This window comes from Duganella sp. CT11-25, from assembly GCF_047302815.1.
Classification (GTDB): Bacteria; Pseudomonadota; Gammaproteobacteria; order Burkholderiales; family Burkholderiaceae_D; genus Rugamonas.
Genome location: NZ_JBKBFD010000001.1, coordinates 1,655,336 through 1,680,469, shown reverse-complemented (window position 1 = coordinate 1,680,469; position 25,134 = coordinate 1,655,336). Strand labels below are relative to the sequence as shown.

Genomic DNA, 25,134 nt, shown 5'->3' with positions numbered 1-25,134 from the left:
CCATGAGCTCGGAGTACGTCGATCCGCGGCAGCGGGAGGAAATCGCCGTCGAGCGCGGGCGGCTGCGGTGGCTTGGCGAATGGCCGACCTGGCTGCTGATCGCCGTGATCTACGGCGGCTGGTTACTGACGCTGGCGTGCTGGCGCCAGATCGGCGTTGTCGGCGCTACGCTGCTGATGATCTGGTGGTGTGCGTGGTATATGTCGCTGCAACACGAACTGATACACGGCCATCCGACGCGGTGGGCATGGGTGAATCGCCTGTTCGGCTATGCGCCGCTGGCGATCTGGTACCCGTACGGGCTGTACCGCGACAGCCATCTGCGGCATCACAACGATTTCCACCTGACGATGCCGGCGCTCGATACCGAGAGCTACTATGTCTCGCCCGCCACCTGGGCCGGCATGGGCAAGCCGCTGCGGGCGCTCTACTGGTTCAACAAGACCTTCTGGGGACGGCTGCTGGTCGGTCCCGCGATCTCGGTCGCCGGCGCGTGGGGCGAGGCGCTGCGTCAGCCGTTGCGGGGAGAATGGCGGCATGTACCCATGTGGCTCGGCCATTTCGCCCTGCTGGCGGCGCTGCTGTGGTGGGTACGCTCGGCATTCGGCATGTCGCCCGCCTACTATTTGCTGGCGATCTCGTATCCGGCACAGTCGCTGGCGATGGTGCGTTCCTATTACGAACATCGTCCGGCGCCGGACCACAAACAGCGTATAGTGCTGAATGAGGCGGGGTTTGTATTCCGCCTGCTGTTCCTGAACAATAACCTGCATCTGGTGCATCACGACCTGCCATCCTTGCCGTGGTATCTGCTGCCGCGTGTCTACCAGGCGCGCAGGCAGTCGTACAATTCGCGCAGCGGAGGCTTTCATGTCGGAGGCTACGGGGAGCTGATGCGCCGCTTCGGTTTCCGTCCGATAGACGCGCCGGTGCACCCGCATATGCCTGAATAGACCATGACCTGGAAAATCGCGCTGCCGATGTATAACCTCTCACCGCGCCTGCGGCAGGCTTGGGAGGAGCTGCTTGGCGCGCTGCTGGATGAACTGGATCTGCATGTGGAGGCTGAACTGGTGCGCTCGCCGCCATTGCCGGCGTTTTGGCAGCGACCCGACATGCTGCTGGCCCAGACCTGCGGCTATCCCTACATGACGCTGCTGCGCGACCGCGTGACGCTGGTCGCCACGCCATGCTTTGATTTTCCCGGCTGCGCGGGCAGCGATTATTCGAGCGTCATCGTGGCGCGTTCCGGCGGCGGTATCGCCAGCCTGGCCGATGCGCGCGGGAGCATCGCAGCGGTCAATGACGCGCATTCCAACAGCGGCATGAATGCGCTGCGCCACGCGGTTGCGCCGCTGGCGCGCGATGGCAAGTTCTTCGAGAAGATTGTCTGGTCCGGCAGCCATGCGGCCAGCCTGGGCCTGGTGCGCGACGGCGAGGCCGATATGGCTGCCATCGACTGCGTCACCTACGGCTATATCAAGGAAGAGGATCCCGCCAGCCTGGACGGACTGGCGGTGTTGCAGCATTCGGCGCCTTCGCCGGGATTGCCGCTGGTCGCGGGCCGCGAGGCACCGCCGGAATTGCTGGCGCGCCTGCGCCGGGCATTGATGAGTCCCGCGCCGCAGCTCGCCGAGCGCATGCGGGCCTTGCGCATCAGCGCCTTCAGGCAGACCAGCGACGCCGACTACAGCCGCATCATGCTGCTGGAGACCGAGGCGCGCGCGGCCGGCTATCCCGTGCTGGCTTGAACGTCTAGTTCTTGCGCCACAGCGGCACGGCGGTCGCGTCCAGCTTGCGCGGCAGCAGGCCTTCGCCGAAGAAGGCATCGGCGATCTTCTGCTGCTCGCCCAGCGCGTCCTTCAGCACCGGCCGCACATCGTAGCTGCGTCGGCTGTTGGCCAGTTCCACCGTCTTCGCATCCAGGCCCCAGGCCGGCGCCAGCAGCTCAGCCGCTTCCTTCGGCGATTGCTTGACCCATTTGCCGGTTTTGCTGAGCGCCTCGAAGACCACGGCCAGCACGTCCGGCCGCGCGGCCGCGTAGGCGCTGGAGGCCAGGTAGTAGCGCTGGTAGTCGGCGATGTTGCGGCCGTCGGCCAGGATGCGGATGTCGGACTGGCGCTGCACGCCGGCCAGGAACGGATCCCAGGTCACCCAGGCGGCGACGCTGCCGCGCTCGAAGGCGGCGCGGCCGTCGGCCGGCGTCAGGTAGGCCGCTTCGATATCCTTGAAGCGCAGGCCCGCCTTGTCCAGCGCGGCGATCAGCAGGTAGTGGCTGCCGGCGGCCTTGGTGACGGCGATCTTCTTCCCCTTCAGATCCGCCACTGTTTTATAGGGCGCATCGGCGCGCACCACGATGGCTTGCGCCGACGGCGACGGCGCCTCCTGTGCGAAGTAGGTCAGTTGCGCGCCGGCCGCCTGCGCAAACACGGGCACGGTGTCCGCCACGTCCGCGCTGAGATCGACGCCGCCGACATTGAGCGCCTCCAGCAGCGGCAGGCCGCTGGAGAATTCGTGCCAGCTGATCTTGACGCCCAGCGGCGCCAGGTCCTGCTCCAGCTGGCCGCGCAGCTTGAGAACGGTCAGCAGCGTGGATGATTTCTGATAGCCGATGCGCAGCGTGGAGGCCGGTTTTTGCGCGATCGCCGCCAGCGGCAAGGCGGACAGCAGGGACAGCAGGATAAGGCGACGCAGGTTGGGCATGGCAGCTCCGAATGGGTAAAATCGTCCGATTGTATGGCGCTTTTCCCGGCCATTGGAACGAATCCTTTCGCGTTTGAATATAGCGGAATCGGATATGCAAACCCGGTGCGCTGCGTGGTAATCTAGGCGCCCAGGAGGACAAATGAGCCAACTACAAAAGAGCAGCCTGCCACCCAGATTACGTGGCTTTGTCGACGCCGTGGAGCAGTTGCTGGGCCAGGACGAACAGCAGATCGTCTCCCGGGGATCGGCGCTGCTGCGCGAGCTGGTCGCGCACGACGACTGGCTGCCGCCGCAAGCCGCGCAGCCGGACCCGCAGTACTACCGCCAGTACCTGCTGTACCGCGACCCCGCCGCGCGCTTCTCGGTGGTGAGTTTCGTCTGGGGCCCCGGCCAGTCCACGCCGATCCACGACCACACCGTATGGGGCTTGATCGGCCTGCTGCGCGGCGCCGAGATATCGCAGGGCTACCGCCGCCACGCCGACGGCTCGCTGGAGAAAGAGGGCGAGCCGCAGCGGCTGGACACCGGCGCGGTGACGGCTGTGTCGCCATCGCTGGGCGATATCCACCAGGTTTTCAATGCATATGACGATCGCGTCTCGATCGGCATCCACGTCTACGGCGCCGACATCGGCGCGGTGGACCGCAGCGTCTACACCGTGGACGGCGCTGTCAAACCCTTCCGTTCCGGCTATGCCGCACCGACATGACTATTTTCCCTACCCGAAGCTTCCAGCAGGTGCGCGATGCGCTGCTGGCCCGCCGCGAGATCGCCTTGCTCGACGTGCGTGAAGAAGATCCGCACGCGCAGGAGCACCCGCTGTTCGCCGCCAACTTCCCGTTCGGCCGCATCGAGCTTGATGCGTACACCAAGCTGCCGCGCCGCGACGTGCCCATCGTGGTGCTCGACGGCGGCGAGGGCCTGGCGCAGGCCGCCGCCGAACGCCTGCACCAGCTGGGCTATGCCGATATCTCGCTGCTGGAGGACGGCATCGAAGGCTGGCGTGCCGCCGGCGGTGAACTGTTCCGCGATGTGAATGTGCCCAGCAAGGCCTTCGGCGAACTGGTGGAGGCCGAGTGCCACACGCCGTCGCTGTCGGCGCCGGAGGTGCAGGCGCTGATCGACGGCGGCGACGACATCGTCATCCTCGACGCGCGCCGCTACGATGAGTACCACACCATGAGTATCCCCGGCAGCGTCAGCGTGCCCGGCGCCGAACTGGCGTTGCGCGCGCGCGAACTGGCGCCCGATCCGGCCACGCGCATCATCGTCAACTGCGCCGGCCGTACGCGCAGCATCATCGGCACGCAGTCGCTGATCAACGCCGGCGTGCCGAACCAGGTTGCCGCGCTGCGCAACGGCACCATCGGCTGGACCCTGGCACAGCAAAAGCTGGAACACGGCCAGTCGCGCAGCTACCCGCCGGCGTCGGAGGCCAACCGCCTGCAAGCGGCGCAGGATGCCAGGGCGTTGGCCGACCATGCCGGCGTTCTGCGCATCGATCACGCGGCGCTGGACGCGCTGCACGCCGATGCCACCCGCAGCACTTACTTCTTCGATGTGCGCAGCCCCGCCGAGTTCAGGGATGGCCGGCTGCCGAACTTCCGCTCCGCGCCCGGCGGCCAACTGGTGCAGGAAACCGAACAGTTCGCGCCGGTGCGCGGCGCCCGCATCGTGCTGGCCGACGACGACGGCGTGCGCGCCAACCTGACGGCGCACTGGCTGCGGCAGATGAATCACGAAGTGTCCGTGGTCGATGGCCTGCAGCCGTCCGACTTCCACGTCACCGGCGCCTGGGCTGCGGAGCTGCCGCCGCACGCGCCGGTCGACGAGATCGATGCCGCGACTTTGTCGCAATGGCTACGTGATAGTACCGAGAGCACAGCGGTGCTGGACTTCAGCTCCGGCGTCAATTATCAGAAACGTCACATTCCCGAAGCGTGGTTTATGCTGCGTTCCGACTTGAAGCAGGCGCTGACGCAACTGCCGAAAGGCGTGCAGCGCTATGTGCTCACCTGCGGCGGCGGCCTATTGGCGCGCTATGCGGCCGCCGATCTGCGCGCGCTGACCCAGCTGCCGGTGGTGGTGCTCGACGGCGGCACGTCGGCATGGGCGGCGGCCGGGCTGCCGGTGGAATCCGGCGCGACGCGACTGGCCTCGCCGTTGATAGATCGCTATCGCCGGCCATACGAGGGCACCGACAATCGGGCCGAGGCGATGCAGGCCTACCTGGACTGGGAATTCGGGCTGGTGGCGCAGCTGGGACGCGACGGCACGCACGGTTTCCGGGTGATTTGAATGGTTGCGACATGCATGCGTTGCATTTTGGTTGCGACGCAGCATAAATTTCCTCATAGTTATTTTGCGGTAATACTGATCCGCTATACTGGATCGACGCTGCGCAGACAGCAGATTCCTCCATCACTTCCATGAGAAAAGTCACCATGACGATTACCAAGCGCTTGATCTTGACCCTGTCGTTAGCGTTGCTGGCGCTGATATTTGTAGGCATTACCGGTTTGACCCAGTTGTCCCGCGCGCAGCAGCGCCTGGACATGGTGCAGACCCGTTTGATCCCGAGCATCGCGGGCCTGAACCTGGCCAAGAACTACATGGACGCCAGCCGCCTGGCCGGCTACCGCCTGTCGGTGTTCTCCAACCTGACCGACAAGACGGCGCTGGACAAGGCCTATAACGACGCCCACGCCAAATTCGACGAGGTCATCGCGACCTACGAAAAAGAGCGCATCTTCGACGACACCGACCGCAAGATGCTGGAGGCGGACAAGGCGGGCATGGCGGCTTACCGCCAGGCGCTGATTCCTTTCCTGGCCGGCGCCCATGCCGGCGACATGGATGCGGTGCGCGCGACGCTGCTGGCCGGTACGCCGCTGGCGCTGTCGGCGGCGGCCGTCAAGAAGAGCTTCGACGACCATATCGCCTATAACAATAAGCTGATCAACGATGTCCGCGACGAAAGCATGGCAGCCTACAGCTTCGCCTTCCGCCTGCTGGTGAGCGTGGTGATCCTGGGCGTGCTGGTCACCGGCGCGCTGGCGTGGCAGCTGTACGTCGTCATCAAGGGCAGCCTGGCGTCGATCCGCAGCACGCTGGAAGATGTGAGCCAGTCGCTGGACCTGACGCATCAGATCAAGATCGAGCGCATGGACGAAATCGGCCATACCGCGGTCGCCTTCAACAAGCTGCTGGAGCAGATCGCCGGCGTGATCGAGACCGTGCGCGCGTCCACCAGCGCCGTCGGCGCGGCCTCGCAGCAGATCGCCGCCGGTACCGGCGACCTGTCGCAGCGCACCTCGTCGCAAGCGGCGGCGCTGGAGCAAACCGCCGCCAGCATGGAGCAACTGACGTCGACCGTCGGCCAGAACGCCGACAACGCGCGCCAGGCCAACCAGCTGGCCCGCTCGGCATCGGACGTGGCGGCGCAGGGCGGCACGGTGGTGGAGCAGGTGGTGGTGACGATGGGGTCGATCAACGAATCGTCGCGCAAGATCGTCGACATCATTTCGGTCATCGACGGCATCGCCTTCCAGACCAATATCCTGGCGCTGAACGCGGCGGTTGAAGCGGCGCGCGCGGGCGAGCAGGGACGCGGTTTCGCGGTCGTGGCGACCGAGGTACGCAACCTGGCGCAACGTTCGGCCGCTGCGGCCAAGGAGATCAAGGCGCTGATCGACGACTCGGTCGAGAAAGTCGGCTCGGGCACCAAGCTGGTGGAGCAGGCCGGTTCGACCATGCACGAGGTGGTTTCAAGCATCAAGCAAGTGACCGACATCGTCGGCGAGATCAGCGCCGCGACGCAGGAGCAGAACGACGGCATCGCCCAAGTCCATCGCGCGGTGACGCAGATGGATGAGACCACGCAGCAGAATTCCGCGTTGGTGGAGGAGACCGCCGCCGCCGCGCAGACCATGCGCGAGCAGGCCGATACGCTGGAACGCGCGGTCAGCGCCTTCAAGATCAATGCCTCGCAGGCGGTGTATGCGCCGCCGCCGCGTCCTGTCGCCCGCAGCGCATCGGTCGCCGTGCTGCCGAAGGCGCCGCGCGCCAAGCCGGCCGCCAAGCCGGCGCCGCAGAAGGTCAAGGCCAGCGCGGCCGCGACCTCCAGCAACGAATGGGAAGAGTTCTGACGTCCTGCGCGGATTGCTAGTCCGGGCTACAATCCAGAACCAGCGTGCGACGCCGCTGTGGCACGCTTCACGTTCTGGAGGGTAGCAATGAATCACAATCGTCTTGGCAAGTCCGGCCTGCGCGTGCCGGAACTCAGTTTCGGCACCGGTACTTTTGGGGGCGGCAACGACTTCTTCAAAGCCTGGGGCAGCACCGATGCAGGCGGCGCCTCGCGGCTGATCGACGTCTGCCTCGAACATGGCGTGTCGATGTTCGACACCGCCGATGTCTATTCGGACGGCCTGGCGGAGAAAATCCTCGGCCAGGCCATCAAGGGCAAGCGCAACCGCTTGCTGATCTCCACCAAAGTCACTTTCCCCACCGGCCAGGGCGCCAACGATTTCGGCTCCTCGCGCCAGCATTTGATCGACGCTGTCGACCAGTGCCTGCAACGGCTGGAGGTCGAGCATATCGACCTGCTGCAGCTGCACGGCCAGGACCACAATACGCCGGTCGAAGAGACGCTGGCCACGCTGGATCAACTGGTCCGTTCCGGCAAGGTGCGCTACATCGGCGGCTCCAACTTCTCCGGCTGGCATTTGATGAAGTCATTGGCGGTCTCGGACCGCTACGGCTATCCGCGCCATGTCGCGCACCAGATCTACTACTCGCTGCTGAACCGCGATTATGAATGGGAGCTGATGCCGCTGGGGGAGGACCAGGGCGTGGGGGCGATGGTCTGGAGTCCGCTGGGCTGGGGCAAGCTGACCGGCAAGATCCGCCGTGGCCAACCAGCCAAGCCGGGCACGCGCGCCCACGACATCGCCGGCACCGGCCCGCATTTCGAGGAGGAGCGCCTGTTCCGGATTGTCGAGGCGCTGGACGTGGTGGCGCAGCAGACCGGGAAATCGATTCCGCAGGTGGCGCTCAACTGGCTGCTGGGGAAGAAGACCATCTCCAGCGTCATCATCGGCGCGCGCGACGAGGCGCAGCTGATCGAGAATATCGGCGCGACCGGCTGGTCGCTGACGGCTGAGCAGAATGCGCTGCTGGAAGCGGCCAGCGACGTGTCGCCGGCTTATCCGGTATGGCACCAGCGCGGCTTCCCGATGCTGAACGAGCGCGCTTAAAAGTTCTTGATCAGCGTTGCCCGCAGCGAGCGCGATTCGATGGGGTGGAAGTGGACGTCGGCGACGGCGTTCGTTTCTCCCTTCAGCTGCGAGGCGTAATAGTAGTCGATCGCCGAATCGCGGCGGTTGGCGATGTTGAAGGCCTCCAGCTCCAGCGTGAGGCCTTTTTTGATCTTCCACCCCAGGCGGCCGTTCAGCGTCATGCTGGACTTGGAGCGCACGCTGTTGTCCTCGATCAGCGGGCGCGGTCCGAAGTAGCGCAGCTTGAGCGAGGCGGAATACGGACCGCCGTTATCCACCGTCAGCGCCAGCTGGCCGGTGCCTTCGATGGCGCCGGGGATGTAGCTGCCTTGCTCGACATCGCCGCGCGAACGCGCGCGGGCATAGGCCAGGTCCAGGTCGATCGACAGCCATTTCAAAGGCTTGTAGTAATTGGAAAGCTCCACGCCGTAGCGGCGGCTCGGCGGACCGGCTTCGGTGGTGCCGGCGTCGCCGGCGTAGGTCAGCTCCGAATCGAAATCCAGCCGGTACAGCGACAGCGAGGTTTGCAGTCCCGGCAGCCATGCCGTGCGCGCGCCCAGCTCCATGCCGCGCGAACGCACCAGCGGCGACACCTTGTTGGCCGCGTCGCCGGTCTTCGGATCGATACTGATGGTGGCGCCGCGCGCATCGTTGCTGTGGAAGCCGTTGCCGATGTTGGCGTACAGTTCGGCCGTTTGCCACGGGCCGTAGATCAGGCTCAGGCTGGGGCTGGCCAGGTGGTCGCTGGCGCCGCCGCTGTTGGCGGCGAGGCCGCTTTGCACGTCGAAATGGTAGCTGTCGATGCGGGCGCCGGCCACGGTGCGGAAGGCGGCGTTCCAGCGCGTGCTGTTCTCGACATACAGGCCCGCGCTGGATTCGACGATGTGGTCCTCGCGCGTGGCCGACAGGCGCTTGCGTGCCTGCGTGTTATACAGGCCGTTGAAGATATTGTCGTTCTGCAGTTGCAGGCCGATCGTGGTTTCGCTGTTGCCGGTGTCCGTGTGATGGTGCCAGCTGTGGCTTGCATTCAGGCCGCTGGTGACGCGCTTGTCCGGCTGCGCGAATTGGTCGCCATGCACCGGATCGTCCATGAAATACGTGAAGTTGGAGTACAGGTCCAGCTGGTTGGCGATGATGTAGGCGTTGATCCTGGAAGCGCTGTCGTCGTCGGTGCGGCGCCAAGCGCCGGACAGGCTGTAGCGGTGCGACTTGCCGCCGTCGGTCGGGTCGATGGCGTCGTTGCGGCCGATCTGGCCGTCCTGCACGGCGCGCAGCGGGATCTGGTCGGTCGAGTTCCAGTCGGCGCGATAGACCATCAGGCTGAGGTTGAAGCCGTTGTTGGCATAGCCTTCGCTGTAGCGCAGCACCGCGTTCAGCTTCTGGTAGTCGTCGGGATGGGTGAACGGGCCGTCGTTGTGCAGCACTTCCAGCGCGTACAGCAGGCTGCCGCTCCGGTTGCCGATGCCGGCATCGACCGAGTCGGCCAGCAGCGCGCGGCCGTAGCCGTTCTGTCCCGCCGAGACGCTGGCGACGCCTTGCAGCAGGCGGTTGGCGTACACCACCGACGCCGTGCCGGCCGAGGCGAAGTCGCCTTCCTCGGCGGAGTAGGGGCCTTTTTTATAATCCAGCCGCACCGCCAGTTCGGGGATCATGAAATTCAGGTCGGTCCAGCCCTGGCCGTGCGCGTGGCTGCGCTGGTTGACCGGCATGTCGTCGACGCTGGTGCGCAGGTCGGTGCCGTGATCGAGGTTGAAGCCGCGCAGGTAGAACTGGTTGGCCTTGCCTTCGCCGCTATGCTGGCTGACGATCAGGCCGGGCGCCGCTTCCAGTATCTCGGCGGGACGGTAGACGTTGCGCGCGGCCAGCTGCTCCTGCGTCACGCTGCCGGCGCTGGCGGCATCGGCCACGCCCAGCTGGTTGGAGCGCGAGCCATCCACCAGGATCCTTTGCAGGATCTGGTCGTCGGCGTGGGCGCTGCCCATCGCCAGCAGCAGGAAGTATTTAACGGGTGGTTTGATCGATGCTGCTTTGATCGAAGAGGAGAGTCTGGACAGGGCCATCGGATTGCAGGTTCACGGTGTTCTTTTGAGATGGCAGGAAGTCTATCAGCAAAGCGTTGTGGATACGGGTGCCTTTCGCCAGTTTTACATGCTCGATTTCCTGCAGGATGACGACGCTGTCGGCATCGGCCTTGACGCCGACCCAGTTGAGGCGCAGGCGCTGCCTGTCCGGGCCATCCAGGTAGAACTGCTTTTCCACGTAGCGGCGCAGCGGCGCTTCGCTTTCCGGCTGGCCGAGATCGAACTGGCGGCCGTAGAGATTGGTCAGCAGCGTGGCGAGATCGTGCGCCGTGTAGGTGTGCACGATCTCGGTGCTGCCGGTGCGCTCGTTGTAGCTGATGTCGGCTATGCCCATGTGAAAATTGTGGGCATGCGCCGCCGTGCCGGCCAGGGCCAGCACGGTTACCACGACCAGGCGCAGGCGGTTCAGCATCATTCCGACGACGCGTCCTTGCTGCCCTTGGCCTTCAGCGGCGTCTGGAAGTCGCGCATCAGGTTGTTTTTATCGCGCTCGGTCTTGAACAGCTCCACGCGGGATTTCGTGACCTTGCGCGGCCAGGCGTTGTTGCTGGTGTCGATGTCGGCGGTTTCCCAGTACGGGTCCTGGACCAGGCCCACCATAGGCTCGTCGGTGACGATCAACTTGGTGATCTTCTTCGACGAGTAGCGCCATACTTCGGCCGGAATGCGCTCGATGTACTTCTTGCCGCTCTTGAGCTCAATCTCCAGGATCAGCGGCATCACCAGCCCGCCGACGTTGGAGAAGTCCACCAGGTACAGGTGCTTGCCCTGGTCCAGCAGCTTTTTCTCCCACGGCTCCAGCTTGTCGATCGCTTCGTTGTAGCTGTTGCGGTCCTTGTTGGTGACGGTGAACTCGTCGTGGTCGTTGTAGAAGTCCTTCAGCTCCGGATGCGCATCCAGGCGCTTGGGCAGGTCCTTGTTGCGCTGCTCGGAAACCGAAATCGGCTGCGCATCCTTCTGCGCTTTTTTCCAGGCCTTTTCCTTTTCGGGATCCTTGGTGCTCACGCCGTATTCGCTGATGCCGTCGATGCTGATGTCGACCGGGTCGGTGGTGTAGAACCAGCCGCGCCAGAACCAGTCAAGGTCGGTACCCGAAGCGTCTTCCATGGTGCGGAAGAAGTCGGCCGGGGTAGGGCGCTTGAACTTCCAGCGCTGGCCGTATTCGCGGAAGGCGTAGTCGAACAGCTCGCGGCCCAGGATGGTCTCGCGCAGGATGTTGAGCGCGGTGGCCGGCTTGGCGTAGGCGTTGTTCCCGAACTGGATCACCGACTCCGAGTTGGTCATGATCGGCACCTGGTTCTGGCTGCGCATGTAGTCGACGATGTTGCGCGGTTCGCCGCGGCGCGACGGGTAGTCTTGTTCCCATGCCTGCTCGGCCAGGTACTGCACGAAGGTGTTCAGGCCCTCGTCCATCCAGGTCCACTGGCGCTCGTCCGAGTTGATGATCATCGGATAGTAGTTGTGGCCCACCTCGTGGATGATGACGCCGATCAGGCCATACTTGGTCTGCTGCGACCAGGTTAGCGCGCCGGTCTTCTTGTCCTTGGACGGACGCGGGCCGTTGAACGAGATCATCGGATACTCCATGCCGCCGACCGGGCCGTTGACCGAGATCGCGGTCGGATACGGATAGTCGAAGCTGTACTTGTTGTACTGGTCGATGGTGTGGATGATGGCCTGTGTGCTGTACTTTCCCCACAGCGGATTGCCTTCCTTCGGATAGTAGGACATCGCCATCACGTCGGTGGAATCCTTCTTGAAGCCTTGCGCGTCCCAGATGAACTTGCGGCTGGACGCCCAGGCGAAATCGCGCACGTTGGCGGCCTTGAAGTGCCAGGTCTTCGACGCCTTGCTGACCGACTTCTCGGCCGCTTCGGCTTCCGCCTGCGTCACGATGACGACCGGCGCGGTGGCGGTCTTCGCCTTGGCCAGGCGGTCGCGCTGGGCGGCGCTCAGTACCTCGTTCGCGTTTTGCAGTTCGCCGGTGGACGCCACCACGTGGTCGGCCGGGACGGTCAGCTGCACATCGTAGTCGCCGAATTCCAGCGTGAATTCGCCCGAACCCAGGAACTGCTTGTGCTGCCAGCCGGTCACGTCGTAGTAGGCCGCCATGCGCGGGAACCATTGGGCGATCTCGAACAGGTCGTTCTTGTCGTCGTCAAAATGCTCGTAGCCGGAACGGCCACCCAGCACCTTTTGCTCGTTGATGTTGTAGGACCAGTCGATATTGAAGGCGAAGGTCTGGCCCGGCTTGAGGGGCGCCGGCAGGTCGATGCGCATCATGGTGCGGTTGACGACATGCTTCAGCGGCTGGCCGCCGGCGGCCACGGTGGCGATCTTGAAGCCGCCGTCGAATTCTCGGCCGGCGAGGATGCCGCGCATGCCTTCGAATTTGTAGCCGTCTTCCGGCGTAGGCGGCTTGGCCCAGGCTTCGCGCGAAGGCTGGGTCAACATCATGCGCGCATCCGAGTCTTTCTTGTAGATGTTCTGGTCCAGCTGAACCCACAGGTAGTTCAGCGTGTCCGGCGAGTTGTTGTGATAGGTGATTTGCTCGCTGCCGGTGATGGCGCGCCTGGCTTCGTCCAGCGTGGCGCGGATCTGGTAGTCCGCGCGCTGCTGCCAGTAAGCGGCGCCGGGGGCGCCGGAGGCGGTGCGGTAGGTGTTGGCGGTGGGGAGAATCTCATCCAGTTGGCGGAACTTGTCATCAAAGGGTTCCGCCGCGTAGGCGGACACAGTGAAGCAAAGGGCCAGGAAGCCGATAGACTTGCGCATAGAGTTTGTATCCTGATGAAAGAGGCTAAATTGTATAGCAGGTTTTCAAAGGATTACCTGCGGATACAATAAAATACAAACCAGCGCGCAAGGCTGGATCAGGGCTTGGCCTGGGTCTCCTGGAACTGCTGGTGGGCGTCGTCGGTAGCGGTCATCGCGGCCGACGGGACATCCAGGTGTATCAGGCGGGATCCCGCGCCGGCGCTGGCTTGCGGCCACTCCGGCAGGCCCGCGCCGTTGGGGTTTCCGGTCTTGATGAAGTTGACGAAGTAGCTCTGCATCTGGGCCGACAGCGCGTGGTCGTCGGCGGTCCATGAATACACTTTATTACCCGGCAGGTTGCCCAGCGCGTACTCGATCTCGACCGAGTGGCCGGCGCCGGTCTGGTCCGGACGTGGACGGGTGTAGTAATAGCGATACACCGGCTTGCCGCTGGTGCGCGCATGGCTGTCCAGCCATTTCCAGGTGCCGTAGCCGATAAAGCGGTCGCTGGCCAGCTCGGTCGCGGCCAGCGCCACGTCGCCGCTGTAGGCTTGCTGCGCGGCGGCGGCCTGGTCGCCGTAGAGTTTTTGCAGTGCGGCGGTGAAGTTCCCGGCGGTCGGCTCGCTCTCGCCGAGGATCTGCTTGTAGTGGCCTTCCTGCGAATTCCAGCCCGCCAGCAGCGGCACGCGCGCCTGCTCGCCGGCGGCGTACATCGCCACCGGTGAACGCGGCAGCACGTAGCCGTCCTGTATCGCAAAGAACCATGCGCCGGGTTTTTTGGTCTCATCCAGCAGCTGCTGGGCGGGCAGGGCGCGCAGCGCCGCCAGCGTCGGCGCGCCGGCCGATTCCGCGAACTTGGCGCCGATCTTCTCGGCCATCTCCAACGGCGGCGGCGACATCAGGCCGAGCAGCGAGCCGCTCTCGCCGATGGCGCCGGCGATCAGGCCCTTGGCCATCGGATTGATCATTTGCGCGCTGACCGAGAACGAACCGGCCGATTCGCCGGCGATGGTCACGCGCGACGGATCGCCGCCGAAGGCCGCGATATTCTTCCTCACCCATTGCAGCGCCGCCGCCTGGTCCATCAGGCCGTAGTTGCCGGAGGCGTGGTGCGGGGACTCCTTGGTCAGTTCCGGGTGGGCCATGAAACCGAACACGTTGAGGCGGTAGTTGACGGTCAGCGTGACGACGCCCTTGGCGGCCATGCTCTCGCCGTCGTAGCGCGGCTCGGAGCCGTCGCCGGCGGCGAAACCGCCGCCGTAGAAGTAGACCAGCACCGGCAGCTTGTCCCTGGCCGATTTGGCGGGCGTCCAGACGTTCAGGTACAGGCAATCCTCGCTGACGCCGTCGGAGCGGAACACCATGTCGCTGAACAGCGGCAGCTGCATCGCGCGCGGCCCGAAGTGGTCGGCCTTGCGCACGCCTTTCCATTTCCGGGCCGGCTGCGGCGCCTTCCAGCGCAGATCGCCGACCGGCGGCGCGGCGAACGGTATGCCCTTGTACGACTTGACGCCCGATGCTTCCAATGTGCCTTCCACCACGCCGGTGGCGGTGGTGGCGCGCGGCGCGCTGGCTGCTGCAAAGGCGTTAAAGGTGAAAACGTTTGCAGCAATCAACAGCACATGGAATTTTTTCATATCGTCTGCCAGGTCGGTGGGGGAGGTTGAAAGACTTAAGGGCGCTGCTTGCCGGAGATCTTGGCCGAGGGCCGCAGGCGCGGGGCGGCGTCGGACTGGCGGCGTATCAGGGCGTGCTTCATCACCTGGTGCTCGGGCGACTCGGGCGCGCCGTTGCGGCGGGCGCGGATCTGGTGCACCAGGAACTGTACCGCGGCCTCCGCCATCTCGGTGATCGGCTGGCGCACAGTGGTCAGCTCGGGCCAGATGGTGGTCGCCAGCGCGGTGTCATCGAAGCCGGCCACGGTCAGGTCGCCCGGCACGTCCAGGCCCAGGCGGTGGGCGATCGCCACCACGGCGGCCGCCATGTCGTCGTTGCTGGCGAAGATGGCGGTGGGGCGCTGCTCCAGTCCCAGCAGGGTCTCCGCCGCATCCAGGCCGGAACGGTAGGTGAACATGCCTTGCACGATCAGCTCCGGCGACTTCTGCACGTTCTTCTCGGCGATGGCGGCCTGGAAGCCGGCCAGGCGGCGCGCGCTGGCGCTCTGGTTCGGATGGCCGATGACGAAGCCGATGCGCTGGTGGCCCAGCGAGATCAAGTGGCAGGTCATCGCGTGCGCGGCCAGATAGTCGTCGATGCTGACGCCGCTGACGCGGGCGTCGGGCTGGCCGCAGGCGACGGTCACGGCCGGCGTGCCGGAGGCGGCGATCAGGTCGATCAGGGCGCGCGTGTCGCACAGCGGCGGGGGCAGGATGATGCCGTCCACGCCGTTGGCGATCAGGCGCCGCGCCTGCTCGACGCCATGCTCGTCGGCCTCGCACTTCTCGACCACCAGCTGGACGTTGTTCGGGCTGGCCTGGTTCAGCAGGCCGACCAGGAATTCGCTCAGGTAGCCCGCGCTCGGATTGCTATACAAAAAACCGACGCGAATAGGCCGCGAGCCGGCAAGGCGCCGGGCGGCCTGGTTGGGTACGTAGTTGAGGGCGGCGACTGCCGCGTCGACGCGGTTGCGGGTCTTTTCGCGGACGTTGGTGTCGCCGTTCATCACGCGCGACACCGTCATCGGCGAGACGCCGGCCAGTTTTGCCACGTCGGACATGGTAGGCGCCTGCGAGCGGACTTCAACCGCCGGCACGGGCTCCGGTTTCACCTTATTTCTTGTCATCTGCCTTGGTAACCTCGAATAAAAAAATGAAGCTATGTTCAGCGTCAGACTTTACCACAAGCGCCCGCCGGCCGGGGCGGTAAAGCCAGGGCCGGCGGGACTTTTAGAGCCTGAAACTTAGAACTTGGCGCGCAGGCCCAGGCTGAAGGTACGACCAGGCGTGTACTCCGTGAACGTGGCGTTCGAGAACTGGAAGTACGTACGTTGCGAGTTGCGGTTCAGGTTGACGATGTCGAAGGTCAGCGTCGGCCAGCCGTCGCGGTCGAATACCGTGTCCAGGTCGACGCTGGACGACAGGTCCAGCTGCTTGTACGGATCGACGAACAGCGCGGCGGCGGTGATGCCGTTCTGGTTGGCGGTGGCGACCTGGCTGCCGTCCGAATAGCTGTGCGACAGGCGCAGGCTGTAGCCGTGCTGCTGGTAGTAGGCCGTGAAGCTGTTGGTTTTCTTCGGCACGCCCAGCGCGATAAAGCCCTTCGAGCCTTCGCCCGATGCGCGCTGGTTGGTGAAGGTGGCGCTTTCGCTGAAGCCGAAACCGCGCAGCATCGACGGCAGCCACTTGTCCAGCGGCTGCACCCAGCCCAGCTCCAGTCCCTTGATATTCAGCTTGCCCGAAGCGTTGCGGGAGCGCTGCATCACCACGGTGGCGGCGTCGGGACCGCCGCGCGAATTGATCGCCTGCTGCTGGGTGGCGGTCAGGTTGGCGTAGCTGATGCCCTGCGCGGCCAGGTCGCTGAACGGCATCGTCACATTTTCCTGCGTGGTGAAGCCGTTGATCGATTTCTGGAAAATGGTTGCGCTGACATAGCCTTCGCGGCCGGTGTACCACTCCAGTCCCAGGTCGACGTTGTCCGAGATGTACGGCGTCAGCGATGGATTGCCGATGGTGCCGACGTCCGCCGACGGCGACGTGAACGAGGTGCCTGGACGCATGCCGTCCGGATTGGCGCGCGTCATGGTGCGCGATACCGAGGCGCGCGCCACCAGGTCCTTGGTCAGGTTCAGCGAGGCGCTGGCCGAAGGCAGCGTGTTGCTGTACTGGGTGTTCAAGTAGAAGATGTTGTCGATGTTCGGATACTTGCTGCCGTTGAGCGTCAGCGTCGCATTGCGCGGATCGGCCACCGAGACGAAGCCGCCCACGGTCTGGTCGGTGCGCACATAGCGCACGCCGGCGTTGTAGCGCAGCTTCATGCCCATCGGTTCAGCTTCGCCGTTGGTCTCGACGTAGAAGCCCTTGGTCTTCTCGCCGATGAAGCCGGCGGCGGCCGAGGTGTTGGAGGCGCTGACGTCCGGCGCGGTCGACTGGTAGACGCCGTAGTTGGAGTCCTTGGCGAATTTGTCCCAGTCGACGGTGATGAAGCCCGACGGGCCTGGGCTCAGGTAGTTGGCCAGCTTGCTGGACGGGATCAGCGAACCGAGGAAGGTCAGCGTATCGGTGCGGCCGGCGGTGTAGCCGGTGCCGAAGCCAGGGTAGACCGCCGCCGCGCTGCCCGGTGCGTTGGCGCCGTTGCAGCCAGGGACGCCGCCGCTGTTGGGGCCCGCCACCCAGACGTTGGGATTATTGCCGCAGACGGCGGCCTGCCATGCGCCCGAGTTGTCGCGTGCGCGGATATTGCGCGAGATGTCGTCGTAGGCGATACCGGTCTTGATGTTGAAGGACTTGTCGCCCCAGGTCAGGTTGCTCTTGAAGCCCTTGGTCTCGGTATTGCGGAACTCTTCCTGCTGGTTGACGCGGCCGCCCGGCCAGCCGAAGTTGGCCGGATTGTTCAGGTCCACGCTGGAGCTGATGTTCGGCGTGCCGTTGCCGGTATTGTCGTAGGTGACGGTGTCGCCCGAGCTGGCCGGCGTGATCACCAGCACGGTCGGCGACTGGCGGTGGAAGGTGGAGCGCGTCAGGTTGGCCTGCGCATCCATTTTCCACTTGTCGCCGATGTCCCATTCGACGCCGGGGTTGACGCCCCACAGCTTGACGTCCTCGATGTACGGGCGGTATTCCAGGAAGTGCTGGGCGTTGGCGAAGGTGCCGCCGGTGGCGGTGCAGCCGTTTTCGCAGCTGCCGTCGACCGTCATGTTCAGCGGGATCATGGCGCCGTTGCGACCGACCCAGTTCATGTCGATGCGGCGCAGGTCGTTGTTCTTCTTGCTGTACATGGTGTCGGTGTAGAAGCGCAGCGACTGCGCCGGACGGTACTCGAAGCTGAACACGCCGGTGTACTTGTCCTTGGTGCCCGATTCGTCCATCCGGCGGCCCAGGCGCGGGATGATCGCGTTGTCGATCTGGGTGATGGTCAGGCCCGGGTTGTGCGCCAGCAGGAAGGCCTGGTCGACCACGGTGCCCGGCACCAGGCCGTTGCCGGCGTTGGCGGGGACGACGGTGGGAATGGTCCAGTTGCCGCCGCCGGTGTTGTTGCGGGTGGTGGAGTTGCTCTGCGCCGCCGACAGGTTGGCGTTGGTCCAGCCGATGGTTTCGAAGCCGGTGGTGCGGGCTTCGGTCCGCGCCCACGCGAAGCCGGCCAGTACGCCGAACTCCTTGCCGAAGGTCTGGCTGGCCAGGAGGGAGCCGCGATTGCCCCATTTGTCGGCCACGGTGTTCTTCATGCCGGTCAGGTTCAGCGAGACGTGGCGGCCTTCGTTGTCGAAAGCGCGCGCGGTGCGCATGTCGACCACGCCGGCCGCGCCGCCTTCGATCATCGAGGCGGTAGGGCTCTTGCTGACGGTGAGCTTGCGGAACAAGTCGGTCGGCAGCATGTCCAGGTCGACCTCGCGGTTGGTGTTCTGGTTGTCGGTGCGGCCGGTGGAGGCCACGGCGACCGGCGCGCCGTTGAGGAGTATCTTGGTGAAGCTGGTGCCCAGGCCGCGGATCTGGATGTTCAGGCCTTCGCCGTCGATCTCGCGCGAGATCTGGATGCCGGGAATGCGGTTCAGGGATTCGGCGATATTCGTGTCCGGGAACTTGCCCAGGTCTTCGGCGAAGACCGAATCCTGGAAACCGACGGCTTCGCGCTTGTCGCGGGCCGAGGTTTCAAGACTGGCGCGGAAGCCGGTGACCTGGATCTGCGTGATCGGTTCGGCCGGCGCCTGCTGCGCGTATGCCTGCGAAACCAGGCTGGCCATCGCCGTCAGGCCGAACAGGAACCGTCCAGCCCTCGCGTGCTGAGTATGCTTCATCGTAGTATCTCCTCTAGTTTTTAATATTTTTAGGTTGCGTTTAACAATGAGTAACATTCAATGTTAACGCAACCATTTGAGTGTAGAACTAGCGATAAGGCAAGTCAAACGGGTTTTTTCATCCTCGTCCGGGTGCGTACGGGTAGTGCAGCGCTTTGTATTTCTCCAGCGGCAATGCCGGCGGCTTGACGCCGGGTGGCAGCGGCAAGCCCGAAACGGACTGGAAATACGCGATGCAGGCATCGCGCCATAGCACGGCGTTGGCGATCTGGCGTGTCAGCCGCGCTTCGGTTTCTGCGTAGCGCTGCGCATCGATCATCGGCTTCAAGGCCGCCCAGCGCGCATGCAAATCTTTTGCATCGGCGACGCCTTTGTCGTATCGGCCCAACAGTTCGGCCCACAAGGTGCGGCCGGACGGCATCTGGTAATCCCATGGCAGGTGATGGAACCACAGCAGGTACTGCTGCGGCGTGGTGTGCGGGTCGGCGTACTGGCGCGCGATCTCCGGCGCGTACTGCGCCAGCGCGTTGGTGCCGCCGGCGGTGCGGTCGAAACCGATGCCGTTGCGGTCGGCGCGATGGTAGTAGACCGGGTTCCAGTCCGGCCGCTCCAGGTTGTCGACCCACGGCGCCGGGCCGTGATGGTGGCTGGTGCCCATCATGTGGTGCAGGCCCAGCGGCGTCATGTAGTCGACCACCGTTTCACGCGACATCATCATCATGTCGACCACCGGCGCGACCACGCGCGGGTCCGGGCTGAATGTCTGCGCGGCCCATTCGGTGGCCACGGCGCGCGCCGATGCCTGCGGGTTCCAGGCCATGCGGCCGTAGGCGTACCAGTTGGCCTGGTCGAAGTGCGAGCCGGTCCAGTTACGGTCGCTGCCGATGTTGGCCACGCCCGCCATGCCGCTCAGCGTTTTCGCAACCGTCGCGCCTTGCGGCGCGGTCTTGGTGTCGCTTTGCAGCGTCTCTTCAAACATCGTGCCCAGGTAGGCCATGTCGGTCGAGAAGCCGAGGTACTCCTTGGTGATCTGGAATTCCATCATCAACGGCGTCTTCGGCATGGCGCCGAACAGCGGATGGAACGGCTCGCGCGGCTGGAAGTCGATGGCGCCGTTCTTGACCTGCACCAGCACGTTGGCGGCGAAGGTTCCGTCCAGCGGCTTGAACTCGTCCCAGGCCTGCTTGGCGCGGTCGGTGGCCGGATCGGCGCCATGGGCGTAGACGAAGGCGCGCCACATCACGATGCCCTTGTGCGGCGCGACGGCGGCGGCCAGCATGTTGGCGCCGTCGGCGTGGGTGCGGTGATAGTCCTGCGGGCCGGGCTGGCCCTCCGAATTGGCCTTGACCAGGAAGCCGCCGAAATCCGGAATAGCCTTGTAGACCTCGTCGGCCTTGCGCTGCCACCAGGCGCGCACGGCGGGATCGAGCGGATCGGCGGTGGATGTTTCACGCAGTTCCAGCGGCGTCGAGAAGCGCGCCGACAGGTAGACCTTGATGCCATAAGGGCGCAGCACGTCGGCCACGGCGGCGGCCTTGGCGATGAAGGGTGCGGTCAGCACTTCCGGCTTGGAATTGACGTTGTTGAGGACCGTGCCGTTGATGCCCAGCGAGGCGTTGGCGCGCGCGTAATCGGTATAGCGGCGGTCCTTGATGTCGGGCAGCGCCCACCAGTCCCAGATCGACTGGCCCGAGTAGCCGCGTTCCACGGTACGGTCCAGGTTATCCCAGTGATTGAGCACGCGCAGTTGCAGCTTGGGCGCGGACGAGGCTTCCGGCGCGGCGCCGGTGGTTGCTGCGCGCAGCCAGGCATAGGCGCCATACAGCAGGCCGACGTCGCTGTTGGCGGCGATCAGCGTGACGTTGTGGCCTTGCAGGCGCGTGCGGCGCAGCAGGTAGCCTTCGCCGCCCAGCGCGGCCAGTTCCGCGCGCAGCGGCGACGAAGCGGCGGCCAGCTCCGGCAGCGAGGCCGGCGTCGCCAGCACCAGGGCGTTGTCCGCCAGCCTGGCCGATTGCGCGGGCGCGCGGCCCAGCATGCCGGCCAGGCCTCTTTGCAGTTCGCCGACGGCCGCCTGCGTGGTGGGCGAGGGCGCTCCGGTCAGGACGATGCTGCGGGCTTGCGCCTGCAGGCGCGCTTGCGCGGCGTGTTCCAACGGCCGGTAGCGCAGCCACAGGTCGTAGCCGTCTTCGTCGGCGGCCGATGCCTGCATCGGCATGACGAGCGACAGCAGCACGGTCGCCAGTGCGGTGGTGAGGAAAATGCGCATTCTGTCTCCATTACTTTGATAATTTATGGTTGCGTTACCTTTTTTATTATGACACGATGTTAGCGAACATTTTCCACTTGGAGTGTAACAATGACGATTTCCCGCCGTAGCGCTTTATCGATGCTGGCCGCCGGCCTGCTGCCCTTGAATGGTTTTGCCGCGGCGGATACGCCGGAGTCCCTGAAAGCGCTGGGCAAGCGCAAAGGCCTGAACGTTGGCAACGCCATCGGCGGCGGCAAATTCCGCGATCCGGCCTACCGCGCGCTGATGGCGCGCGAGTGCAATATGCTGGTGGCGGAGAACGAGGGCAAGTGGCAGGCGCTGGAGCCGCGCCAGGGACAGTACAACTTCGCACCCGCCGACGAGATGTACGCGTGGGCGAAACAGCAGGGCATGCTGATACGCGGCCATAACCTGATCTGGCAGACCGCCAAGTGGCTGCCGAAGTGGGTCAATGAGTATGATTTTGGCGCGCAGCCGGCGCGGGCGGCGGAGCAGCTGCTGCGCAAGCATACGGCGGCCGTGTGTGGCCACTTCGGCAAGGATATCCACAGTTACGACGTGGTCAACGAGGCGGTCGATCCGGCCACCGGCGGCCTGCGCGCGAATGTCTTCACAGAGCGCCTGGGCGCGCTGGAGCAGATCGACCTGTCGTTCCGGCTGGCGAAGGAGTATGCGCCGCATGCGCAACTGGTCTACAACGACTACATGCGCGCCGACGAGGGCAGCGCCAAGCATCGCGCCGGCGTGCTGAAACTGCTGCACGACCTGAAATCGCGCGGCGCGCCGGTGCATGCGCTGGGACTGCAAAGCCATATCGGCTCATGGGATGAAGTCAGCAGCACGCAGGGCGCGAAACACCAGCAGGAGTGGCGCAAGTTCCTCGACGAAGTCACTGCAATGGGCCTGGACCTGCTGATCACGGAGTTCGACGTCAACGACCGCAAGCTGCCGGGCGATATCGCCGTGCGCGACGCCGGCGTGGCGGAGCTGGCCAAGGACTACCTGGACGTGACTTTCAGCTACCCGGGCTGCCGCGACTTCCTGATGTGGGGCATGGCCGACAATGCCAGCTGGCTGATAGGCTGGGACGAGGCGCCGCGCCTGGACGGCCTGAAGATGCGGCCGACGCCGTTCGACAACGAGTTGCACGCCAAGCCGCTGCGTACCGCCATCGCCGACGCCATCAAGGCGATGCCGCCACGGGCCTGACCCGCGGCGGCTTGCCCGCGCCTTATTGGCGCGGGCTCTCCGGCGGCCCCAGATAGCTGCTGCGCTGGCCGCCGGCATTCACCACCAGCTTTTGCAGCACCAGTCCCGAATCCACCACCCAGAACTTGAGCGTGTGCTTGCCCGCCGCAGCGATGCTGTGCTTCGAGGTCAGCACCGTGGCGCCGTCGGATACGGTGCGCTCCCAAGCCTTCTCGGTGGCGTCGGCGTGGATGTTGACGATCTGCGGCGTTTCGTCGTCGAACGATACGGCATAGCGCAGGCCTTCGCCCGGCTTGAACTTCTGTGTCGGCGCCAGCGTGGCCTGCACTTCAACCTTGCCTGCGCTGAACAGGTTCATCTCGTATTCCAGGCGCATGCGCGGCTTCTCGTCGGCCGGCGCATCGACCGGCAATGACGTCATGCCGGACAGCGTGCGGCCGTGGTCGGGAATGTTCAGCCATGTGCGGCCATCGGCAGCCACGGCGCGCGTATAGTGTTCCGCTTCCATCGCGACCATGCCCTCGGTCTCGATGAATCCGGTCAGCGCCGCATTGCCGGCAGGCTTGCGCAACGGGACCTTGAGCGTGGTCTTGCTGTTGTTCGGGCCGGAGACGGTCAGCGTCGCATGGTCGGCGCCGTCCGGAACGTCGGCCCAGCGGGCATTGACGATCACGCGCTGCTCGCGTTGCACCTTGCCCTTGGGCTTGTCCAGCGTGATCCACGGCTCGCTGGCGGTTACCGTGTAGTCGAACGGCTGCTGGCCGCGGTTGAAGATATCGATGAAGCGGGCGCGTTTCTCAAACACGTCCAGCACCGGTAAGGCCAGTGTATTGCCGTTGGGACCCGGCCATACCTGATCGCTGCCTTCGACCGCGACGCCCATATCGGCGGCTTTCGGAACCTGCATCTCGGTCACCGGCGGCATGACGTTGCGCGGCGGCTGGTTCCAATAGGTGTAGCCGAGGTGCGTCTGTGACATCATGTGATTCCATTTGCCGCCGCTGGTGTCCTCGTGGTAGCGGCGTACCAGCTCCGCATCCTGCGCGAACAGGGCGCGGGTGCGCGCCGCCAGGTCGTTGGTGGATGCGCGGCCCTGGTAGCCATACAGGCGGTTCATGCCGGCGGTGACATACAACTCGTTGACCACCGCGCTGGCCTTGACCGGGTACAGCACCAGCTGGAAAAAGGCGTCGCGCTTGGCGGCCGGCAGCGCGGCGGATATTTTCTCCGCGCGCGCCGTGATGGCCTTGTACTCGTCGACGATGCGTGCGGCCTCGTTGTAGTTCACCAGGCTGTAGGTGTCGGGTTCCAGCTGCTCCGGCTTGCGGCGGCCGTTGTACTTGGCGTACTTGCCGACGATGTCGGCGATATCGTCGGCATGCTCGGGGCCGAACTCGCGCGCCGCCCACAGCTTCAGGTAGTCCGGCAGGCGTTGTGCCGGCCATGCGTCCGGGTTCCAGGCGTAGGTCAGGAAGAACTCGATCGGCACTTCCATCGGCTTCAGGTCGCCGACGTTGACGATCCACATACGGTCGGCCTTGTACTCCTTGGCCAGGTTCATCTGCTCCCAGACTTTCGGCAGCGGCGTGACGTTGAGCCACTTGTACGAGCGCGGACCGCCGACATAGTCGAAGTGGTAGTACACGCCGGCGCCGCCGGCGCGCTTGCGTTCCTCGGGCGTCGGCAGGCGGCGGATATTGCCCCAGTTGTCGTCGCACCACAGCAGCATCACGTCGTCCGGTACGCGCATGCCTTTTTCGTAGTAGTCCTGGACTTCCTTGTACAGCGCCCAGGCCTGCGGCACCTTGGTGACATCAGGATTGATTTCCTTGGCGATGATGCCGCGCTGGTCGGCGACGATGCGCTCCAGCAGCGAGACGTTGGAATCGCGCGACATCGGCTCGTCGCCATCGCCGCGCATGCCCAGCGTGATCATCTTCTCGTAGCCCTGCGAAGTGCGCAGGCCTTGCGTCCAGAAGTCGCGCAGCGCTTCGGCGCTGCGGTTGTAGTCCCAAGGCTTGCCGTCGCCATAGCGGCGCCATTCGTCGTGCGCGCGCATCATCGGCTCGTGGTGCGAGGTGCCGATGACGACGCCGTATTCATCGGCGGTCTTGCCGTTCAGCTTATCGTCGTCGTAGAAGGCTTCGCCCCACATGGCCGGCCACAGGTAGTTGCCGCGCATGCGCAGTATCAGCTCAAATACTTTTTCGTAGAACTTGTGATTGAAATCGCCGTAGCGCTGCTTGACCCAGTTGGTCAGCGCGGGCGCTTCGTCATTGAGGAAGATGCCGCGGTACTGCACCTTGGGCGCGTCGCTGACGGCGGCTGCGGCGGATGCGTAGACGCTGGCGTGCTTCTCCGCCGGTACATCGGCCCACCAGTTCCACGGCGAGACGCCGATCTGCTCGGACATCTCGTAGATACCGAAGATAGTGCCGCGCTTGTCGCTGCCGGCGATCACCAGTGCGCGCTCGACGCCGGGCAGCGGCTTGGCCAGCGTCTGCACATGCCAGCCTTCCCATTTGCCCTTGATGGACGAGACGTCCAGCGCGCCCGACTTGATAAGCTGGTCGATCAGGGCGCTCTTGCCGATGGTGCCGATGATGACGATGTCGGCGCCGGCCGGCTTGCCGCCCTTGGCCAGCACCGGCTGCGCCGCGCTGACGCGGGCGATATCGGCCTGCAGGTCGCCGGCCGCGCGGATCACGCCCGGATAGTCGGACGGATCGACGTACAGCCTGGCGGCGCGGCCGTTCTGGGCCAGCGCCACCGCGCCGGCGGGCGGATGATCGAAGTAAGCGAGTTTTTTCTGGCCCAGTGCCTGTGCGGGCATGGCCTGCGATAGCAGGGCCAGTAGCATGGCTCCCGCTGCAAGATAGCGATGTC

Annotated in this window: 16 protein-coding genes; 7 read left to right on the top strand and 9 right to left on the bottom strand. The window is 64.9% G+C overall.

Annotated features, from left to right (window positions below; translation table 11 throughout):
• Nucleotides 1-2 precede the first annotated feature (2 nt).
• Entirely contained in the window at nt 3-953 is a 951-nt protein-coding gene (locus ACEN9F_RS06840) for a fatty acid desaturase (RefSeq protein WP_413419130.1), read from the top strand.
• Nucleotides 954-956: 3 nt separating this feature from the next.
• Nucleotides 957-1,751, top strand: coding sequence for a phosphate/phosphite/phosphonate ABC transporter substrate-binding protein (locus ACEN9F_RS06835; RefSeq protein ID WP_413419128.1), 795 nt, complete (start codon nt 957-959; stop codon nt 1,749-1,751).
• Nucleotides 1,752-1,755: 4 nt separating this feature from the next.
• Here ACEN9F_RS06835 and ACEN9F_RS06830 read toward each other — a convergent pair whose 3' ends face one another.
• Nucleotides 1,756-2,703 (bottom strand): aliphatic sulfonate ABC transporter substrate-binding protein, encoded by a 948-nt coding sequence (locus ACEN9F_RS06830; protein WP_413419126.1) that lies wholly within the window; start codon nt 2,701-2,703, stop codon nt 1,756-1,758.
• A 142-nt stretch (nt 2,704-2,845) separates the two neighbouring features.
• On the opposite strand from ACEN9F_RS06830, the gene ACEN9F_RS06825 reads away from it, so the two are divergent.
• From ACEN9F_RS06825 to ACEN9F_RS06810, 4 genes are all read left to right on the top strand, one after another.
• A complete protein-coding gene (locus ACEN9F_RS06825) occupies nt 2,846-3,415 on the top strand; it encodes a cysteine dioxygenase (protein WP_413419124.1) in 570 nt (189 codons plus the stop codon).
• Nucleotides 3,412-5,004 (top strand): rhodanese-related sulfurtransferase, encoded by a 1,593-nt coding sequence (locus tag ACEN9F_RS06820; RefSeq protein WP_413419122.1) that lies wholly within the window; start codon nt 3,412-3,414, stop codon nt 5,002-5,004. Before ACEN9F_RS06825 ends, ACEN9F_RS06820 begins: the two co-directional genes overlap by 4 nt.
• A gap of 146 nt (nt 5,005-5,150) precedes the next feature.
• Nucleotides 5,151-6,854 carry a methyl-accepting chemotaxis protein gene (locus ACEN9F_RS06815; protein WP_413419120.1) on the top strand — a complete coding sequence of 568 codons (1,704 nt, stop codon included), beginning with the start codon at nt 5,151-5,153 and terminating at the stop codon, nt 6,852-6,854.
• A gap of 87 nt (nt 6,855-6,941) precedes the next feature.
• Nucleotides 6,942-7,964: an aldo/keto reductase gene (locus ACEN9F_RS06810; RefSeq protein WP_413419118.1), complete on the top strand. Its 1,023-nt coding sequence runs from the start codon at nt 6,942-6,944 to the stop codon at nt 7,962-7,964.
• Here ACEN9F_RS06810 and ACEN9F_RS06805 read toward each other — a convergent pair.
• From ACEN9F_RS06805 to ACEN9F_RS06775, 7 genes are all read right to left on the bottom strand, one after another.
• Nucleotides 7,961-10,045 (bottom strand): TonB-dependent receptor, encoded by a 2,085-nt coding sequence (locus tag ACEN9F_RS06805; protein ID WP_413419116.1) that lies wholly within the window; start codon nt 10,043-10,045, stop codon nt 7,961-7,963. The two genes, ACEN9F_RS06810 and ACEN9F_RS06805, sit on opposite strands and share 4 nt — an antisense overlap.
• Nucleotides 9,987-10,481 carry a DUF6702 family protein gene (locus ACEN9F_RS06800; RefSeq protein WP_413419114.1) on the bottom strand — a complete coding sequence of 165 codons (495 nt, stop codon included), beginning with the start codon at nt 10,479-10,481 and terminating at the stop codon, nt 9,987-9,989. Before ACEN9F_RS06800 ends, ACEN9F_RS06805 begins: the two co-directional genes overlap by 59 nt.
• Nucleotides 10,478-12,838, bottom strand: a complete 2,361-nt coding sequence (locus ACEN9F_RS06795) for a M1 family metallopeptidase (protein ID WP_413419112.1) — start codon at nt 12,836-12,838, stop codon at nt 10,478-10,480. Before ACEN9F_RS06795 ends, ACEN9F_RS06800 begins: the two co-directional genes overlap by 4 nt.
• A 98-nt stretch (nt 12,839-12,936) precedes the next feature.
• A complete protein-coding gene (locus ACEN9F_RS06790) occupies nt 12,937-14,457 on the bottom strand; it encodes a carboxylesterase/lipase family protein (protein WP_413419110.1) in 1,521 nt (506 codons plus the stop codon).
• A 35-nt stretch (nt 14,458-14,492) separates the two neighbouring features.
• On the bottom strand, nt 14,493-15,536 hold the full coding sequence (locus ACEN9F_RS06785; RefSeq protein WP_413419108.1) for a LacI family DNA-binding transcriptional regulator: 1,044 nt from the start codon (nt 15,534-15,536) through the stop codon (nt 14,493-14,495).
• Nucleotides 15,537-15,719: 183 nt separating this feature from the next.
• A complete protein-coding gene (locus tag ACEN9F_RS06780) occupies nt 15,720-18,770 on the bottom strand; it encodes a TonB-dependent receptor (protein ID WP_413419106.1) in 3,051 nt (1,016 codons plus the stop codon).
• A 118-nt stretch (nt 18,771-18,888) separates the two neighbouring features.
• Complete coding sequence (locus tag ACEN9F_RS06775; RefSeq protein ID WP_413419104.1) at nt 18,889-21,036, bottom strand: alpha-glucuronidase family glycosyl hydrolase; 2,148 nt, start codon at nt 21,034-21,036, stop codon at nt 18,889-18,891.
• A 90-nt stretch (nt 21,037-21,126) separates the two neighbouring features.
• On the opposite strand from ACEN9F_RS06775, the gene ACEN9F_RS06770 reads away from it, so the two are divergent.
• Nucleotides 21,127-22,248 carry an endo-1,4-beta-xylanase gene (locus ACEN9F_RS06770; protein WP_413419102.1) on the top strand — a complete coding sequence of 374 codons (1,122 nt, stop codon included), beginning with the start codon at nt 21,127-21,129 and terminating at the stop codon, nt 22,246-22,248.
• A gap of 22 nt (nt 22,249-22,270) precedes the next feature.
• On the opposite strand, the gene ACEN9F_RS06765 is transcribed toward ACEN9F_RS06770, so the two are convergent.
• Nucleotides 22,271-25,108: a glycosyl hydrolase 115 family protein gene (locus ACEN9F_RS06765; protein WP_413419100.1), complete on the bottom strand. Its 2,838-nt coding sequence runs from the start codon at nt 25,106-25,108 to the stop codon at nt 22,271-22,273.
• Nucleotides 25,109-25,134: the final 26 nt, after the last annotated feature.

What these genes read in the sequence shown, in the direction of transcription:
- ACEN9F_RS06840 (WP_413419130.1), top strand. Translation starts at nt 3, where the DNA reads ATGAGCTCGGAGTACGTCGATCCGCGGCAGCGGGAGGAAATCGCCGTC.
- ACEN9F_RS06835 (WP_413419128.1), top strand. Translation starts at nt 957, where the DNA reads ATGACCTGGAAAATCGCGCTGCCGATGTATAACCTCTCACCGCGCCTG.
- ACEN9F_RS06830 (WP_413419126.1), bottom strand. Translation starts at nt 2,703, where the DNA reads ATGCCCAACCTGCGTCGCCTTATCCTGCTGTCCCTGCTGTCCGCCTTG.
- ACEN9F_RS06825 (WP_413419124.1), top strand. Translation starts at nt 2,846, where the DNA reads ATGAGCCAACTACAAAAGAGCAGCCTGCCACCCAGATTACGTGGCTTT.
- ACEN9F_RS06820 (WP_413419122.1), top strand. Translation starts at nt 3,412, where the DNA reads ATGACTATTTTCCCTACCCGAAGCTTCCAGCAGGTGCGCGATGCGCTG.
- ACEN9F_RS06815 (WP_413419120.1), top strand. Translation starts at nt 5,151, where the DNA reads ATGACGATTACCAAGCGCTTGATCTTGACCCTGTCGTTAGCGTTGCTG.
- ACEN9F_RS06810 (WP_413419118.1), top strand. Translation starts at nt 6,942, where the DNA reads ATGAATCACAATCGTCTTGGCAAGTCCGGCCTGCGCGTGCCGGAACTC.
- ACEN9F_RS06805 (WP_413419116.1), bottom strand. Translation starts at nt 10,045, where the DNA reads ATGGCCCTGTCCAGACTCTCCTCTTCGATCAAAGCAGCATCGATCAAA.
- ACEN9F_RS06800 (WP_413419114.1), bottom strand. Translation starts at nt 10,481, where the DNA reads ATGATGCTGAACCGCCTGCGCCTGGTCGTGGTAACCGTGCTGGCCCTG.
- ACEN9F_RS06795 (WP_413419112.1), bottom strand. Translation starts at nt 12,838, where the DNA reads ATGCGCAAGTCTATCGGCTTCCTGGCCCTTTGCTTCACTGTGTCCGCC.
- ACEN9F_RS06790 (WP_413419110.1), bottom strand. Translation starts at nt 14,457, where the DNA reads ATGAAAAAATTCCATGTGCTGTTGATTGCTGCAAACGTTTTCACCTTT.
- ACEN9F_RS06785 (WP_413419108.1), bottom strand. Translation starts at nt 15,536, where the DNA reads ATGTCCGACGTGGCAAAACTGGCCGGCGTCTCGCCGATGACGGTGTCG.
- ACEN9F_RS06780 (WP_413419106.1), bottom strand. Translation starts at nt 18,770, where the DNA reads ATGAAGCATACTCAGCACGCGAGGGCTGGACGGTTCCTGTTCGGCCTG.
- ACEN9F_RS06775 (WP_413419104.1), bottom strand. Translation starts at nt 21,036, where the DNA reads ATGCGCATTTTCCTCACCACCGCACTGGCGACCGTGCTGCTGTCGCTC.
- ACEN9F_RS06770 (WP_413419102.1), top strand. Translation starts at nt 21,127, where the DNA reads ATGACGATTTCCCGCCGTAGCGCTTTATCGATGCTGGCCGCCGGCCTG.
- ACEN9F_RS06765 (WP_413419100.1), bottom strand. Translation starts at nt 25,108, where the DNA reads ATGCTACTGGCCCTGCTATCGCAGGCCATGCCCGCACAGGCACTGGGC.